The 13,746-nt window shown below is 71.0% G+C and carries 12 protein-coding genes; 9 read left to right on the top strand and 3 right to left on the bottom strand.

Going from position 1 to position 13,746, the window contains the following annotated elements; all coding sequences use genetic code 11:
• The first annotated feature begins 128 nt into the window (after positions 1–128).
• The 3 genes from AB0J67_RS34060 to AB0J67_RS34050 are packed head-to-tail and all read left to right on the top strand — an operon-like array spanning position 129 to position 2,511.
• Complete coding sequence (locus AB0J67_RS34060; protein WP_363488658.1) at positions 129–1,112, top strand: sugar ABC transporter permease; 984 nt, start codon at positions 129–131, stop codon at positions 1,110–1,112.
• Positions 1,112–1,945 (top strand): carbohydrate ABC transporter permease, encoded by an 834-nt coding sequence (locus AB0J67_RS34055; protein WP_363488656.1) that lies wholly within the window; start codon positions 1,112–1,114, stop codon positions 1,943–1,945. Before AB0J67_RS34060 ends, AB0J67_RS34055 begins: the two co-directional genes overlap by 1 nt.
• Positions 1,946–1,947: 2 nt before the next feature.
• Positions 1,948–2,511, top strand: a complete 564-nt coding sequence (locus tag AB0J67_RS34050) for a hypothetical protein (RefSeq protein WP_363488654.1) — start codon at positions 1,948–1,950, stop codon at positions 2,509–2,511.
• A 153-nt stretch (positions 2,512–2,664) separates the two neighbouring features.
• On the opposite strand, the gene AB0J67_RS34045 is transcribed toward AB0J67_RS34050, so the two are convergent.
• Positions 2,665–5,613, bottom strand: coding sequence for a glycoside hydrolase family 48 protein (locus AB0J67_RS34045; protein WP_363488660.1), 2,949 nt, complete (start codon positions 5,611–5,613; stop codon positions 2,665–2,667).
• Between the two features lie 277 nt (positions 5,614–5,890).
• Here AB0J67_RS34045 and AB0J67_RS34040 point away from each other — a divergent pair, with 277 nt between their 5' ends.
• The 4 genes from AB0J67_RS34040 (at position 5,891) to AB0J67_RS34025 (ending at position 8,796) form a co-directional block, all read left to right on the top strand.
• Entirely contained in the window at positions 5,891–6,724 is an 834-nt protein-coding gene (locus AB0J67_RS34040) for an aldo/keto reductase (RefSeq protein ID WP_363488652.1), read from the top strand.
• A 193-nt stretch (positions 6,725–6,917) separates the two neighbouring features.
• On the top strand, positions 6,918–7,667 hold the full coding sequence (locus AB0J67_RS34035; protein ID WP_363488650.1) for a hypothetical protein: 750 nt from the start codon (positions 6,918–6,920) through the stop codon (positions 7,665–7,667).
• On the top strand, positions 7,664–8,242 hold the full coding sequence (locus AB0J67_RS34030) for a hypothetical protein (protein WP_363488648.1): 579 nt from the start codon (positions 7,664–7,666) through the stop codon (positions 8,240–8,242). Before AB0J67_RS34035 ends, AB0J67_RS34030 begins: the two co-directional genes overlap by 4 nt.
• On the top strand, positions 8,239–8,796 hold the full coding sequence (locus AB0J67_RS34025) for a hypothetical protein (protein ID WP_363488646.1): 558 nt from the start codon (positions 8,239–8,241) through the stop codon (positions 8,794–8,796). Before AB0J67_RS34030 ends, AB0J67_RS34025 begins: the two co-directional genes overlap by 4 nt.
• On the opposite strand, the gene AB0J67_RS34020 is transcribed toward AB0J67_RS34025, so the two are convergent.
• Together AB0J67_RS34020 and AB0J67_RS34015 are read right to left on the bottom strand one after the other, a co-directional pair.
• Positions 8,680–10,083, bottom strand: a complete 1,404-nt coding sequence (locus AB0J67_RS34020; RefSeq protein WP_363488644.1) for a hypothetical protein — start codon at positions 10,081–10,083, stop codon at positions 8,680–8,682. The genes AB0J67_RS34025 and AB0J67_RS34020 overlap by 117 nt on opposite strands.
• 30 nt (positions 10,084–10,113) lie before the next feature.
• A complete protein-coding gene (locus tag AB0J67_RS34015) occupies positions 10,114–10,863 on the bottom strand; it encodes a TetR/AcrR family transcriptional regulator (protein WP_363488642.1) in 750 nt (249 codons plus the stop codon).
• 115 nt (positions 10,864–10,978) lie between these two features.
• Between AB0J67_RS34015 and AB0J67_RS34010 the strand changes: the two genes are divergently transcribed.
• Positions 10,979–12,535: an MFS transporter gene (locus tag AB0J67_RS34010; protein WP_363488640.1), complete on the top strand. Its 1,557-nt coding sequence runs from the start codon at positions 10,979–10,981 to the stop codon at positions 12,533–12,535.
• 196 nt (positions 12,536–12,731) lie between these two features.
• Positions 12,732–13,625: a siderophore-interacting protein gene (locus tag AB0J67_RS34005; RefSeq protein WP_363488638.1), complete on the top strand. Its 894-nt coding sequence runs from the start codon at positions 12,732–12,734 to the stop codon at positions 13,623–13,625.
• Positions 13,626–13,746 lie beyond the last annotated feature (121 nt).

Here is a 13,746-nt window from a genome sequence, read left to right as displayed (position 1 = left end):
CGGCCAGGGCGATGGCGTGACGGACACATCCCTCAGCAGACCGCAGTGGCCGCAACTCCTTCGGAGAGTTGCGGCCACCCGTCCGAGAGGGCCCACCCACGTGATCTCAACCTGGAAGGGGACCGCGCGTGGCGCTCACCACGGCTTCCCGACCGGCCCTCCCGGCCGCGGCTGCGCCGCCGCCGGCGCGCGGCCGGCGCAAGAGCAACAAGTTCCTCCGACGGCAGGAAAGCCTAGCGGGATACGTCTTCCTCTCGCCATGGCTCCTCGGCCTCATGGCCATCACCGCCTTTCCCATGCTGTTCTCGCTCTACCTGAGCTTCACCAACTACGACATCCTGTCGAGCTGGCAGTTCGTGGAGTGGGTCGGCTTCGACAACTACGAGAAGATCTTCACCGGTGACCCGACGTTCTGGAAGTCGGTGCGGGTCACCCTGTCCTACGGCCTGATCGCGATCCCGCTGAAGCTCGCCGCCTCCCTGGGCGTCGCGCTGCTGCTCAACCGCGAGCGGCGGGGCGTGGGCCTGTTCCGCAGCATGTTCTACCTGCCGTCGCTGCTGGGCGGCTCGGTGGCGCTGGCGCTGGTCTGGGTCGCCATGTTCAACGGCGAGGGCTCCTTCAACGCGCTGCTGAACGTCTTCGGCATCGAGGGCAAGCCGTGGATCAACGACCCGGACTGGGCCCTGGAGACCCTGATGGTGCTGGCCATCTGGCAGTTCGGCGCCCCGATGGTCATCTTCCTGGCCGGCCTCAAGCAGGTGCCGACCGAGCTCTACGAGGCCGCGTCGGTGGACGGTGCCAGCAAGGTCCGGCAGTTCTTCCACATCACGCTGCCGATGCTGTCCCCGGTCATCTTCTTCAACCTGGTGCTGGAGACCATCAACGGCTTCCAGGGCTTCACCTCGGCCTTCGTCATCAGCAACGGCACCGGTGGCCCGGTGTACGCCACGAAGCTGTACACCCTGCACATCTACGACAAGGCGTTCACCGACTTCCAGATGGGCTACTCCTCCGCGCTGGCCTGGATCTTCCTGCTGGCGATCGGCCTGATCACGGTGGTCTTCTTCAGCACCGGCAAGTTCTGGGTGCACTACTCGGACGGAGAGAACTGATGGCCCGCGTACGTGGCTGGCTGCGGGTGCTCGCCCTGCTGGGCGTGCTCGCGGTCGTGCTCTACCCGCTGTTCTGGGTGCTGGGCTCGTCGCTGAAGTCGCCGACCGAGATCTCCAGCAACCTCTCGATCTGGCCGGAGGAGGTGACCTGGTCCAACTACTCCGACGGCTGGAACTACATCAAGGGCGTCCCCTTCACCCGGTTCTTCCTGAACAGCCTGGTGATCTCGCTCGCGACGGTGGTGGCGAACGCGGCGTCCTGCCTGGTCACCGCCTATGCCTTCGCCCGGCTGCGGTTCCGTGGCCGGGGGCTGTTCTTCGCGCTCATGATCGCGACGCTGCTGCTGCCCAGCCACGTGCTGATCGTGCCGCAGTACGTGCTGTTCAACGAGTTCGGCTGGGTGGACACCCCGCTCCCGCTGATCCTGCCGAAGCTGCTGGCCACCGAGGCGTTCTTCATCTTCCTCATGGTCCAGTTCATGCGGGGCATCCCCCGCGAGCTCGACGACGCCGCCAAGATCGACGGCTGTGACCCGTACCGCACGTTCTGGCACGTCATCCTCCCGCTGTCGCGACCGGCCCTGATCACGACGGCGATCTTCTCGTTCATCTGGACCTGGAACGACTTCTTCACCCAGCTGGTCTACCTGCCCAGCGTGGAGAAGTACACGGTGCCGGTGGCGCTGCGCCTGTTCGTCGACTCGGCCGGCCAGACCTCGCTCGGGCCGATGCTGGCGATGTCGGTACTGTCCCTGCTCCCGGTGTTCCTGTTCTTCCTCGGCTTCCAGCGGTTCCTGGTCCAGGGCATCCACACCAGCGGGCTGAAGGGCTGATCATGACGAAGACGACCACCACGGACTGGCGCGACACCCTGCGTGACGCGGCCGACCTCGCCCTGGTCGGCATCGTGGTGACCGTCGCGGCGGTGCCGGTCGTCACGACCGGCGCCGCCGTCGCCGTCGGCGCCGAGGCGGTGCACCTGCGCTTCACCGACGGCCGCTGGCCCGGCCCGCGCGAGATCCTGCGCGGGTTCGGCCGCCGGCTGCTGCCCGGCGCGCTGGCCACCCTGGCCGTGCTCACCGCCGCGCTGCTGCTCGGCCTCAACATCTACTGGCTCCGTCAGGGCATCGCCCCCGGCGGCGCGCTGCTGGTGGCCGCCACCACCCTCGCGGGGCTCGCCCTCGGCGGCCTGGTGGCCCTCAGCGTCCCGCTCCTCGGCCGGGGGTACGGCTACCTGCGCGCGCTGCGGACCGCGGCCACCCGCCCGGCGCTGATCGCGGCCTGCGCGGGCGTCCTCGCGATCGCCACCCTCATCGGCGCCGTCCTCCCGGTGACGGCTCCCCTACTCGCCGGCTACGTCCTCTTCGCCTTGCACACCATCGCCCGCCGCGTCCCCTGACGCCCCCGCGGCTGCGGCCACTGAGCCGGCAGTTTCGGGGAAAGTGCGGTATCCCGAGCCCGCATTCGTGCAGTTTCCCCGAAACTGCACGGCCGGAGACGGAGGCGGCGGGCGCCCCCGGGAGGGGCGCCCGCCGTTGCGGCTGAGAGAGGATCAGCCGTTGGGGAACAGGGCGGCGAAGTCGGCGAAGGCCATCGCCACGTCGCTCTGCGCCCAGAAGCGGTGGTACGAGAACTGCGGCTCGGGGCCGCCGTTCAGGTAGCTCTCCACCTTCGACCACTCCGGGTCCTGCTTGTACCAGGAGCGGATGTCGACGAACGACTTCCCGGCGGTGACGATGTCACCGTTCGGCATGTCGCCGGTCCAGCCGGACGGGACGTAGATGCCCTGGCCGGTGGTGGCGTTGTAGACGTCGTCGAAGCGGCGGTAGTCGCCGCGGGTCTCCACCGTCGAGACGCCCTTGCTCTCGGCGCGCGCGTAGAGCGCGTCGATCAGGCCCTTGCCGGTAGTCTTGGCCGCCGCGTTGCCCGACTTGGCCGCGTAGAACAGCAGGGCGCGGGCCAGCGACGCGGTGACGCCGACGTCCTGGCCGGTGCTGGTCACCGTGACGTGCAGGTTGGTGTTGGCGGCCGGGCTGGACGGGTTCCAGGTCGCAGGCGCCCCGGACCAGGCCATCTCGGACGGCACCGCGAAGTTCGTGCCGCTCACGGTGGTGTTGGCGATCGCCCACGGCACCCACTTGTCCAGCAGCGCCTTGGCCTTGGCGTTGCCGGTCGCGTAGTACAGCTCGGCGATGCGGCCCATCGACCACACCTGCATGCCGAACCACTGGTTCGACGGCGGGTCGTGGTAGACCGGCTTCTCGTCGTAGAACATGCCGTAGAAGGTGGGCGTGCCCGCCGGCGGCTGGGCGTACGAGCCGTTCCAGCTGTTGGTCGCGCCGCCGGCGATACCGCCCTCGGACGACTGCAGCCACTGGTAGAACTCCAGCTGCCGGTTGAAGCTGTTGGTCCAGTCCGCGTTGGCGGTCGGCGACTGCGGCTTCAGCGCGGGGACGTTCGCCAGGGCGTACGCCGCCATCGGGTTCTGGTAGCCGAAGTGGTTGTGGCTGGAGCCGATGCGCCACGACCAGGCGGAGGTGAGACCGCCGCCCCAGGCGTAGTACCAGGACATCAGGTAGTGCATCGAGTCACGGCCGGTGCCGGCGGCGCAGGTGGTCGCGCCGACGCAGTTGCCGATCTTCTTGAAGTACTTGTCGAACATGGCGTAGCGCAGGTAGTCGCCCATCTTCGCCGCCTTGGCGATGGTGGACGTGATCTGCGACTGCAGACCCTGCTCGGTGGCCCAGGTCAGCGCCCAGTAGGCCGCCTCGACGGCACGGGCGTCGGCGTCGGGCGCGTTGGTGTACTTCCACTGCGCCGCGGGCGCGCTGGACTCCTTGACGAACAGGTCCAGGTAGCCGTTGGTGCCGCCGAAGTTCAGGTTGTCACAGCTCGGCTGCGGGATGGTCTCCCACACCGACTCCTGCGGGCCCCGCTGGAAGGTGTTGATGTACGCCGGGCGCGTGGTGCCGTTGCCGCAGCGGCCGAAGCCGTACTTGTTGTCGACGTCGAGCAGCCAGTGCATGCCGTAGATGTTGCCGTTGCCGTAGGTGCTGGTCAGCTCGCTGCGCAGCGGGTCGACACCGACCGGGACGTTGGGCTCCAGCTGCGACGGGTAGTTGGCCGGGGTGAGGTGCTCGGCCGCGTACTGCGGGGTGCCGGCCACGCCCGCGTTGGGCTGGTCGGTCGCCGACGGGATGATGTACTGCTCCATCACCGTCCAGGCCTGGTTGAACTTGGTCCAGTCCTTGGTGAACCGGCCGTAGTACGCCTCCAGCCACAGCCAGTAGCTGAACGCCTCGCTGGTGGTCTCGTGGCCGTAGTCCGGCGCCTCGACGATCAGCGTCTCGATCGAGTGGTACGGCACGCCCTCGGGCGAGAAGTACCCGTTGGCGGTGTTCTTGATCTTGTTGTACTGCTCGATGAAGCGCTGGGTGTAGACGTTGACCTCGTCGTCGGCCTCGGTCGCGGTGACCACGCCGGGGTCGTACCCGGTGGCGCTGGCGGTGACCGTCGCGGTGCCGGAGGCGTTGTCGGCGTCCTGCGCCGCGGCCAGGGTGACCGTCTGCTCGGTGGCGTAGTTGGCCGCCGTGAAGGTGAGCGTCGCGCCGGTGGAGACCGACACGTCGGTGTCACCGGCGGTGCGGGCCACGGCCACGGTCAGGTTCGCCGACGGCGCGGCCGACAGCTTCACCTTGAACGTGTTCGTGCCGCCCTCGGGCACGCTCACCGCAGCCGTGCTCGCCCCGTTGACCAGCACCTTCGGCGCCACGGACGCGTCGACCACCACGGTGGTGTTCGCGGTCGCGCTCGCGCCGCCGTTGTCGGTCGCCTTGGCACCGAACACGTACGTGCCGACCGGCAGCGCCGAGACGTCCCAGGTGTACGGCGCGGACGTGTCGGACCCGAGCAGCAGCCCGTCGCGGTAGAACTCGACCTTCGACACGGTGCCGGGGGCGGTGTCGGCCGCGGTGGCCGCGATGGTGAACCCGGCCGGCGCGGTGAAGTGGGTGTTGTTCGCCGGCGAGGTGATGCTCACCGTCGGCGCCGGGTTGGCCCCGGTGCACGGGGTGCCGTTGATGGTGAACGACGTCGGCGACGAGTACGTCCCGCTCCAGCGGCCGTTGAAGCCGATGCCGGTCGAGCCGCCGGTGCCGACGTTGCCGTTGTAGTTCAGGTTGGTGGCGGTGATGTTCTGGCCGGACGCGGTGTAGTTCGCGGACCAGCCGGGCAGGGTGATCGACTGCCCGGAGGGCAGCGTGAAGCCGAGCGACCAGCTCGTCCACGGGTCACCGAGGTTCTTCAGGGTCAGGCTGGCGGTGAAACCGCCCGTGCCGGAACCCTCGGTCCACGGGTTGGCGGTGTATACGACCTCGCAGGCGACTGCGGCCTGGGCCGGGCTCGCCGCCACCACCAGGCCGCCCACGGCGACGAGCGCCGCCGTGGCGAGGGCGCCGGAGCGCCGCAGGAGTCTGTGGCGGGAACGCCGCAGTGTGTGCAACAAGATGAGCTCCTCGCGAAAGCGCCGGGACGGGGTCCCGGCGGGAGAACTGCCGAGCCGTCAGCTGCTGACGGCGGTGGTGCGATCGGCTCGTCCGTGCCCTGACGTGCCGTGTCGCGCGACGTTGGCTCCCGGTCGCGAATCGGGATCAGTCTCGCATGGGAGCGCTTCCATAGCAAGAGGTCACTGACCTCGATCAACGGTGCGCGATGTGTTCACCGGGGCGCGCCGGGCGACCGCCCGGACTGGCGGCCCCGACACTGGAAGAATGGGCGGCATGATCGTTCCTGACGTGACGCTCAACAACGGCGTACGGATGCCCCAGCTCGGCTTCGGCGTGTGGCAGGTCGACGACGACACGGCCGAGAAGGCCGTCGTCACGGCGCTGGAGGCGGGTTACCGCAGCATCGACACCGCCAAGATCTATGCCAACGAGGAGGGCGTCGGCCGCGCGATCCGCGCCGCCGGTGTGCCCCGCGAGGAACTGTTCGTGACCACGAAGCTGTGGAACACCGAGCACGAGTACGACAAGGCGCTGCGCGCGTTCGACGAGAGCCTGGACAGGCTCGGCCTGGACTACCTGGACCTGTACCTGATGCACTGGCCGGTGCCGTCGCAGGACCGCTACACCGAGGCCTGGCGCGCGATGGAGAAGCTGTACGCCGACAAGCGGGTGCGGGCCATCGGCGTCTCCAACTTCACCGTGCAGACCATGAGCCGGCTGCTCGACGAGTTCGACGTGGTGCCCGCGGTGAACCAGATCGAGCTGCACCCGCGGTTCACCCAGGAGGAGCTGCGCAAGCTGCACGCGGTGCACGACATCGCGACCGAGGCGTGGAGCCCGCTCGGCCAGGGCAAGGGCCTGCTGGACGAGCCGGTGCTGGCGCAGCTCGGCGCCAAGCACGGCAAGACCCCGGCACAGGTGGTGCTGCGCTGGCACCTCCAGCAGGGCTTCGTGGTCATCCCGAAGTCGGTCACGCCGTCGCGGATCGCCGAGAACCTCGCGGTCTTCGACTTCACCCTCGACGACGAGGACATGGCGGCGATCGCCACCCTGGACACCGGCGCCCGGATCGGCCCCGACCCGGCCGTCTTCGCCTGGATGGGCTGACCGGGCGCAGCTACGGCTGGGCGGGCTCTGCGAGGCGGGCATGATTGCTGTTTCCGGTCGGAAAGTGTTGCCGCACTGCACCTTCCGACCGCAAGCGTCGATCATCCCCACCCGCCCCCAAGACTCCACTACCGACGGACGCCGCTTCCTTCCCGATTGGGCCGCGCGGCGTCCGTCTCGTATGCTCGCCGCTGTGTCGGTGACGGGGGGCGGCTCGCTGAGCCGCAGGCTGGGCAGAGGGCTGCTGGACACCGCGGCGCCCCGACTCCGCCTGATCATCGTGGTGCTGGCGCTGGGGATCTCCGGCCTGTTCGGCGGCTGGAAGGCGGTGCCCGCCGCGCCGGAGAACCAGTACGCGGCAGGGGTCCCGATCGACGGCGGCCCCTGGCGGGTCGAGGTGATCGAGGCGAAGGTGGCCGGCGACCTGCCGCCGCTGCGCCGCCAGGACGAGAAGAACCGCTGGGTCTACGTGACCGCGAACGTCACCGTCACCGCGCACGAGTCGATCACGCTCACCAAGCAGATCCTGCGGCTGTCGGGAGTGGAAGGGCTGCTCGCCGAGGAGCCGTACGACATGGCGCTCAACCGGGACAAGCGCGTCGTCCGGCGGCTGCACCCGATGATGACCGAGAAGGTGATCTTCTTCTGGGAGCAGGACGGCGACGCCCCCCTGCCCACCAGCGTCACCGTGCTGGTCCAGGCGCGGACGTACCGCCCCGACTCGCTCAGCGGCGAGAACCAGTGGATGAACGACGGCGAGGTCAGCGGCCGGGTGACCCTACCCGTGATCGACAACCGGGCCACCGCGTCGCCCAGCCCGTCGCCCAGCGCGTCGCCGAAGGCCTCCGCGCGACCGAGCGCCTCGCCGAGGCCCAGCCGGTCGCCGAGTCCCCGCACGTCGCCGCGCGCCGGCAGCTCACCGAGCGCGAGGACCGCACCGTGAGCCGGCTGCGCCGCCTGGGCGCCGTCCTGCTCGTGGTCGCCGTGCTCGCCGCGGGGCACGCGATCGGCGCGTCGCTGCCCGACCGCAACGGGCAGCTGCGCCCGTTCCCCGTCACCGGCGACTTCGGCACCGACGTGACCGCCCGCGAGTTCACCGCGCGGGCGGTGGCGGTGCGCTGCGCCGCCGAGCTGAAGATCGGCGAGGCGATCCTGAGCACGCAGGGGGTGTGGGTCGTGGTGCGGCTGCGGCTGACCGCCCGCCGCGAGGTGACCAGCATCCAGTACGCCGCGATCCGCGACGCCGAGGGCCGGGTCTACGAGGTCACCGACCGCTTCGAGCAGCCGCTGGTCGCGGGCGGCCGGCGGCTGCAGCCGGGGATCCGGGTCGAGGGCGAGATCGCGCTGGAGGTGCCCGCCACCGCCACCGGCACGCTGACCCTGCTGCTCGCCGCCACCTTCGTCGACCACCGGATGGACTCGATGACCGAGATCCCGCTGCCCATCGGCGACGCCGGCGCTGCGCTGCGCGATCCCGCCGCGACCGAGGTGCTCGCGCCCCGGCTGGTGACGTCGTGAGGGGCCCGGACTCGCTCGGCCGCGGCTGGTGGCGGCGCAACGTCTGGGGCCTGCTGGCGGTGGTGCCCGCCTTCGTCGCGATGGGCTACGCGTCGATCTACAACGACCTCGACCGCTGGGAGCGGGGCGAGCCGAAGCCGGTCGCCGCCGCCGCGGACGGCTGGGTGGACTTCGGCGGGGTCCGGCTGCGGCTGGTCGAGATCGCCCCGGCGACCGACCTCAAGCGCTTCAACCGGGAGCCGTTCACCGTGCCGCAGGGCATCGTCGCCTGGCGCGCGGTGTTCGAGATCCAGGCGTCCGGACCCGAGGTCCCGTTCTGCTCGGTGGAGCTGGAGGACGCCGCGGGCAACGTGTACGACGACCGGCCGGATGAGCTCAGCCGCGCCGATGCCGACCGGGCCACCTGCGCCCCGGACGACAGCCCGGTCCCGGCCGCGTCAGGCCGGCACCAGGCCGCCGCCTACTTCGTCACGGCTGCCGGCGCCGAGCCCGTCGCGGTGCGGGTCACCTTCGGCTCCGTCGACCTGGCGCGGTACGCCCGCCTCAGCCGCTGAACCGGCTCGCAGCACCCGGTCAACCGCCGCGGCGACCAGGCACAGCTGCAGCACCATGGTGATCGCCTCGTTCACGGAGGACAGCGGCACGGACAGCGGCGCCCACACGTAGTCGACGTGCTGCGGGCCGATGACGGCCCGCTCCAGCTCCCACAGCCAGGTGGGCAGCGCCTGGGTGACCACGAAGAGCAGGCAGAACAGCAGGATCGGGACCATGCCGGCGTACGCCACCAGCCGGTACGAGCGCGCCAGCGGGGCCATCGACTCGCGCATGTCGGCCGTGCTGCCGGTGGTGAGCCGGCGCAGCGGCCCGGGCAGCCGTGCCAGCCGAAGGGCGGTGCGCCTGGCCCGCTGGACTTCCTGCTCGGTCATCGGCGGGTCCTTGAGGCCGTACACCGTGGTGGCCACGAACAGCCAGGCCACCGGCACGACCAGCACGGTGTCGACGGAGGACAGCAGCTCGACGGCGAACGCTCCGGCCGTGCGCGCGGCCTGCTCCAGCGGGCCGAGCAGCCCCACCACCGTGTGCCAGGCGTCCTGCGCCCAGTGGTAGGCCTGGCGCTGCTCCAGGAACGGCATGACCCGGTCGCTGACGCTCGACACGAACACCACGACCAGGGTGAGCGAGAGGACCTCCAGGTACGCCCGGATGAAGTTGACCCAGTCCCACAACCGCCTGGCCAGCAGGCCGAGCAGGAAGCGCAGCAGCGTCGCCACCGCCACCACGACCACCAGCGTGGTGTTCAGCTCGAACGGCAGGCGCTCGTCGAGGTTCACCGCGCCGGGGTTGTCGATGGTGTCGGGGTTGCCGAGGGTCTCGTCCCGGAACACCTCGTAGATGTAGAGGTTGCGGTCTTCGGTGAAGTAGTCGAACGACGCGTACACGGCGACGAACGGCAGCAGCACGCTGGCCACCTGCGCCAGCACCCGGAACCGCTCCCCCGGCTCGCCGCCCTCGCCGGTCAGCCCCGGCAGCGACCGCGACAGCGTGCGCAGCATCAGGATCAGGGCCGTCATCACCACGACGGGCACCAGCGCGAAGACGAGGAAGCCGAACACGCCGCCGAGCTTGCTGGCCTGGACGGCGACCACCACCATCCCGCGGCGCACCGCGAACGCGGCGAAGATCAGCGCGAACAGCACCGGCCAGTGCCGCAGCAGCAGCGATCCGGTGGTGCGCAGCACCGCCGCGAGGTGGCGCAGGGACCAGGCCAGCCCGTGCCGGGGCCGGGCCGTCTCCACCACGGGCGACGCCGTGGGAGTGAGCGGGGAGGGGTTGTCCGTCACGTCAGAGACCGTACCGTCCGTCCCTTCCGGTCACCCGCCCGCCCGCTGCTCGACGAGAAGCCCGATGCCGTCGAGGATCCGGTCCAGTCCGAACACGAACTCGTCGTACTGGTCGGTGTCCGGATCGAACACGCCCGCCGCGATGACCCGCCCCAGCGACGGGAACCGGGCCGGGTCGACGAGCAGCTTCAGCAGCCTGCCGTACGCCGTGATCGCCTCGTCCAGCGAGGAGTCGACGGCCTGCACGGCGGCCAGCATGTCCACGGCGACGGTGGCCTCGCTGCGCACGTACCCGCTGAGCAGCAGGATGGTGGAGAGTTTCTCCTCCTCGGGGATCCCGGTGCCGGCCATCACCGACAGGCCCGCGTCCAGCCAGGCGAGCTGGTGCGGCGTGGCGGGCGGGCCGCTGATCGGCACCCGCATCATCCACGGCTGGCTCACGTAGACCGCGCGGCAGGCCCAGGCCCAGGCGGTGAGCCCGGCCCGCCAGCCCTGCGCCGGGTCGAGCCGCGGCGGATCGCCGATGGCGGTGTCCACCATGAGTTCGAGCAGCTCGTCCTTGGCGCGCACGTAGCGGTAGAGGGCCATGGTGGAGGCGCCCGCCTCCGCGGCGACCCGGCTCATGGAGACCGCGCCGATGCCGTCGGCGGCGGCGACCCGGATGCCCGCCTGCACGATCCCGTCCAGCGTCAGCCCCGGCTTGGGCCCCCTGCCCGGCCGTTCGCGCAGCCCCCAGGCCGCGGCGAGGTTCGCCGGCACGGCATCGCCGTCCAGTTCCATGCACACCTGCTCTCCGGGTCTTGACTGTTCATCCTAGTACTGCGTATAACGTACACAGAACAGCGTATGACATACACAGAAGCGCGTACCGCGTACACAGAAGGTGGTCCCCTCGATGAGCGAGCCAACCCCGCCCCTCGCCGGGCGTCGGGAGTGGATCGGCCTGGCCGTGCTGCTCCTGCCCCTGCTGCTGGTGTCGATGGACGTCTCGGTGCTCTACTTCGCCCTCCCGTTCCTCAGCGCTGACCTCGCCCCGACCGCCACCCAACAGCTGTGGATCTTCGACATCTACGGCTTCGTGCTGGCCGGACTCCTGATCACGATGGGCGCGCTGGGCGACCGCGTCGGACGCCGCCGGCTGCTGATGATCGGCGCGGCCGCGTTCGGCCTCACCTCCGCGGCCGCGGCGTACGCGGGCAGCGCCGAGGCGCTCATCGCCACCCGGGCCCTGCTCGGCGTCGGCGGCGCCACGCTGATGCCGTCCACGCTCGCCCTGATCCGCAACATGTTCCACGACGCGAAGCAGCGGTCCACCGCCATCGCGATCTGGACCGCCGCGCTCACCTTCGGCGTGGCGCTCGGGCCGATCCTGAGCGGGTTCCTGCTGGAGCACTTCTGGTGGGGCTCGGTCTTCCTCATCAACGTGCCGTTCATGCTGCTGCTGACCGTGCTCGCACCCCTGCTGGTGCCCGAGTCGGCGCGGGTCACGCACGGTCGCTTCGACCTGTTCGGCGCGGCGCTGTCGCTGGCCGCCGTACTCCCGGTGATCTGGGGGATCAAGGAGATCGCCGCCGACGGCGACGGCGCGCTCGCGGGCGCCGCGATCGTCACCGGCCTGGCCGTCGGCGCGGTCTTCCTGCGCCGTCAGCGCACCTCGGACAGCCCGATGATCGACCTGGCGCTGTTTCGCCGCCGCTCGTTCAGCGGCGCGGTCGCCATCAACCTGCTGGCGATGTTCGGCCTGATCGGCTTCGCCATCTACAGCACGCAGCTGCTGCAGACGGTGTGGGGCATGACCCCGCTGGAGGCGGCGCTGTGGAGCCTGGTGCCCTCGCTGCTGATCGGTGGCGCCGCACCCCTGGCCACCGGGCTGGCACAGCGGGGCGTGTCCCGCGCGCGGCTGGTGGCGGTGGGGTTCGGCCTGGCCGGGGCCGGGTTCGCCGCGATGCTCGCGGTGGGCGTCGACTCCCCGCTCTGGACCTTCATCGCCTCCTCCTCGCTGTACGCCTGCGGCCTGATCGTGGTGATGGCGCTGAGCACGGAGCTGATCCTGTGGGCGGCCCCGCCGGAGCGGGCGGGCGCGGCGTCGGCACTGTCGGAGACCTCGTCGGAGTTCGGCGGCGCGCTGGGCATGGCGGTGCTGGGCAGCCTCGGCACCGCCGTCTACCGGGCCGGCCTCGACCTGCCCGCCGGCCTGCCCGCCGCGGCCGCCGACGCCGCGCGCGAGACCCTGGCCGGAGCCGCCGCCACCGCCGCGGCCATACCCGGCGAGGTGGGCGCGGCACTGCTGGCGAGCGCCCGCACGGCGTTCGTGTCCGGCCTGCACGCCGCCGCCCTCGGCGCGGCCCTGACCATGGCGCTCGCCGCCGCCGTCGCCCTGCTCACCCTCCGCGAACCCACCCCCACCCCCCACCCCGCCCCCACCGAACCCGCCCCCGTAACCGCCCCTTGATCACGTCGATCTTGCGCGAACTGTTGGGGATATATCCCTTTGGGGAGTGTCGTACCCACAGTTCGCGCAAGATCGGCGCGGGAGGGGTGATGGAGGACACCGGGAGCCCGCTTGACAGTGGGAGGGTAGGCTAACCTAACCTGAGCGCCATGTTGAGCGGCCTTCTTCACCCGGGACACGTCCGGAGGTCCCGCCCATGACCGCGACCATGGTCTGGCGGCTGTTCAGTGTCGAGGTGAAGGCCGTCGCCCAGCTCAGCCCGACGTACACCCGATTCACGTTCGCGGGGCCGGAGCTGAAGGACTTCGCCGACTGCGGGTACGACCTGCGGCTGAAGCTGGTCCTGCCGTCGCCCGCCGGCGGGTTCGACGCGCTCGACCACGGGCCGGACTGGTACACGATCTGGCGGGGCACCCCGGACGAGGTGCGCAACCCGATCCGCACGTACACCGCCCGGCAGGTGCGCAGCGACCTGTGCGAGGTCGACGTGGACGTGGCGCTGCACGGCGACGCCGGACCGGCCTCCCGCTGGGCCCGCGCGGCCCGGCCCGGCGACCGGATCGTGCTGATGGGACCGAACGCCGCGCACCCCGGCCCGCACGGCGGCGTCGAGTTCGTGCCGCCCGCGCCGGGCGTGCCGGTGCTGCTGGCCGGTGACGAGACGGCGGTGCCCGCGATCGCGGCGATCCTGGAGCGGCTGCCCGCCGACACCCGGGGCGCGGCGCTGCTGGAGGTGCCGTACCCGGCCGACGCGCTGACCCTGACCGCCCCTGCCGGGGTCGACGTGCGCTGGCTGCCCCGTGAGGACCTGCCGCACGGCAGCCTGCTGGTGCCCGCGGTGCAGGAGGCCGCGGCCTGGCTGGTGCCGGCGCCCGGCGCGGCCGCGCAGGTCGAGGACGTCGACGTGGACACCGACATCCTCTGGGAGGTCCCCGAGGAGTCCACCGCCGGCACCCTCTACGCCTGGCTGGCCGGCGAGGCCGCTGTCATCCGCACCCTGCGCCGCCACCTCGTCTCCGAACGCGGCCTCGACCGCAAGTCCGTCGCCTTCATGGGCTACTGGCGCCAGGGCCGCACCGAAGACGCCTGACGCCGCCCCCGCCCTGCCCCGCCCTCCCCTGGGCAACTCTTGAATCACAGTGGCGGACGGGCCGGATAGCAAGCCGGCGGTGCAGGCGGCGTCGGATGGGCGCGGTGTGGACAGCGCGATG

Source organism: Catellatospora sp. NPDC049609, assembly GCF_040675365.1.
In the GTDB taxonomy this organism is placed as follows: domain Bacteria; phylum Actinomycetota; class Actinomycetes; order Mycobacteriales; family Micromonosporaceae; genus Catellatospora.
Note: the sequence above shows the minus strand (reverse complement) of the source record. Positions and strands in the feature narration are given on the sequence as shown.

Bases quoted from the DNA above. Each gene is read 5' to 3' on its own strand.
- AB0J67_RS34055 (WP_363488656.1), top strand. From the start codon at position 1,112: ATGGCCCGCGTACGTGGCTGGCTGCGGGTGCTCGCCCTGCTGGGCGTG.
- AB0J67_RS34050 (WP_363488654.1), top strand. From the start codon at position 1,948: ATGACGAAGACGACCACCACGGACTGGCGCGACACCCTGCGTGACGCG.
- AB0J67_RS34040 (WP_363488652.1), top strand. From the start codon at position 5,891: ATGATCGTTCCTGACGTGACGCTCAACAACGGCGTACGGATGCCCCAG.
- AB0J67_RS34015 (WP_363488642.1), bottom strand. From the start codon at position 10,863: ATGGAACTGGACGGCGATGCCGTGCCGGCGAACCTCGCCGCGGCCTGG.
- AB0J67_RS34010 (WP_363488640.1), top strand. From the start codon at position 10,979: ATGAGCGAGCCAACCCCGCCCCTCGCCGGGCGTCGGGAGTGGATCGGC.
- AB0J67_RS34005 (WP_363488638.1), top strand. From the start codon at position 12,732: ATGACCGCGACCATGGTCTGGCGGCTGTTCAGTGTCGAGGTGAAGGCC.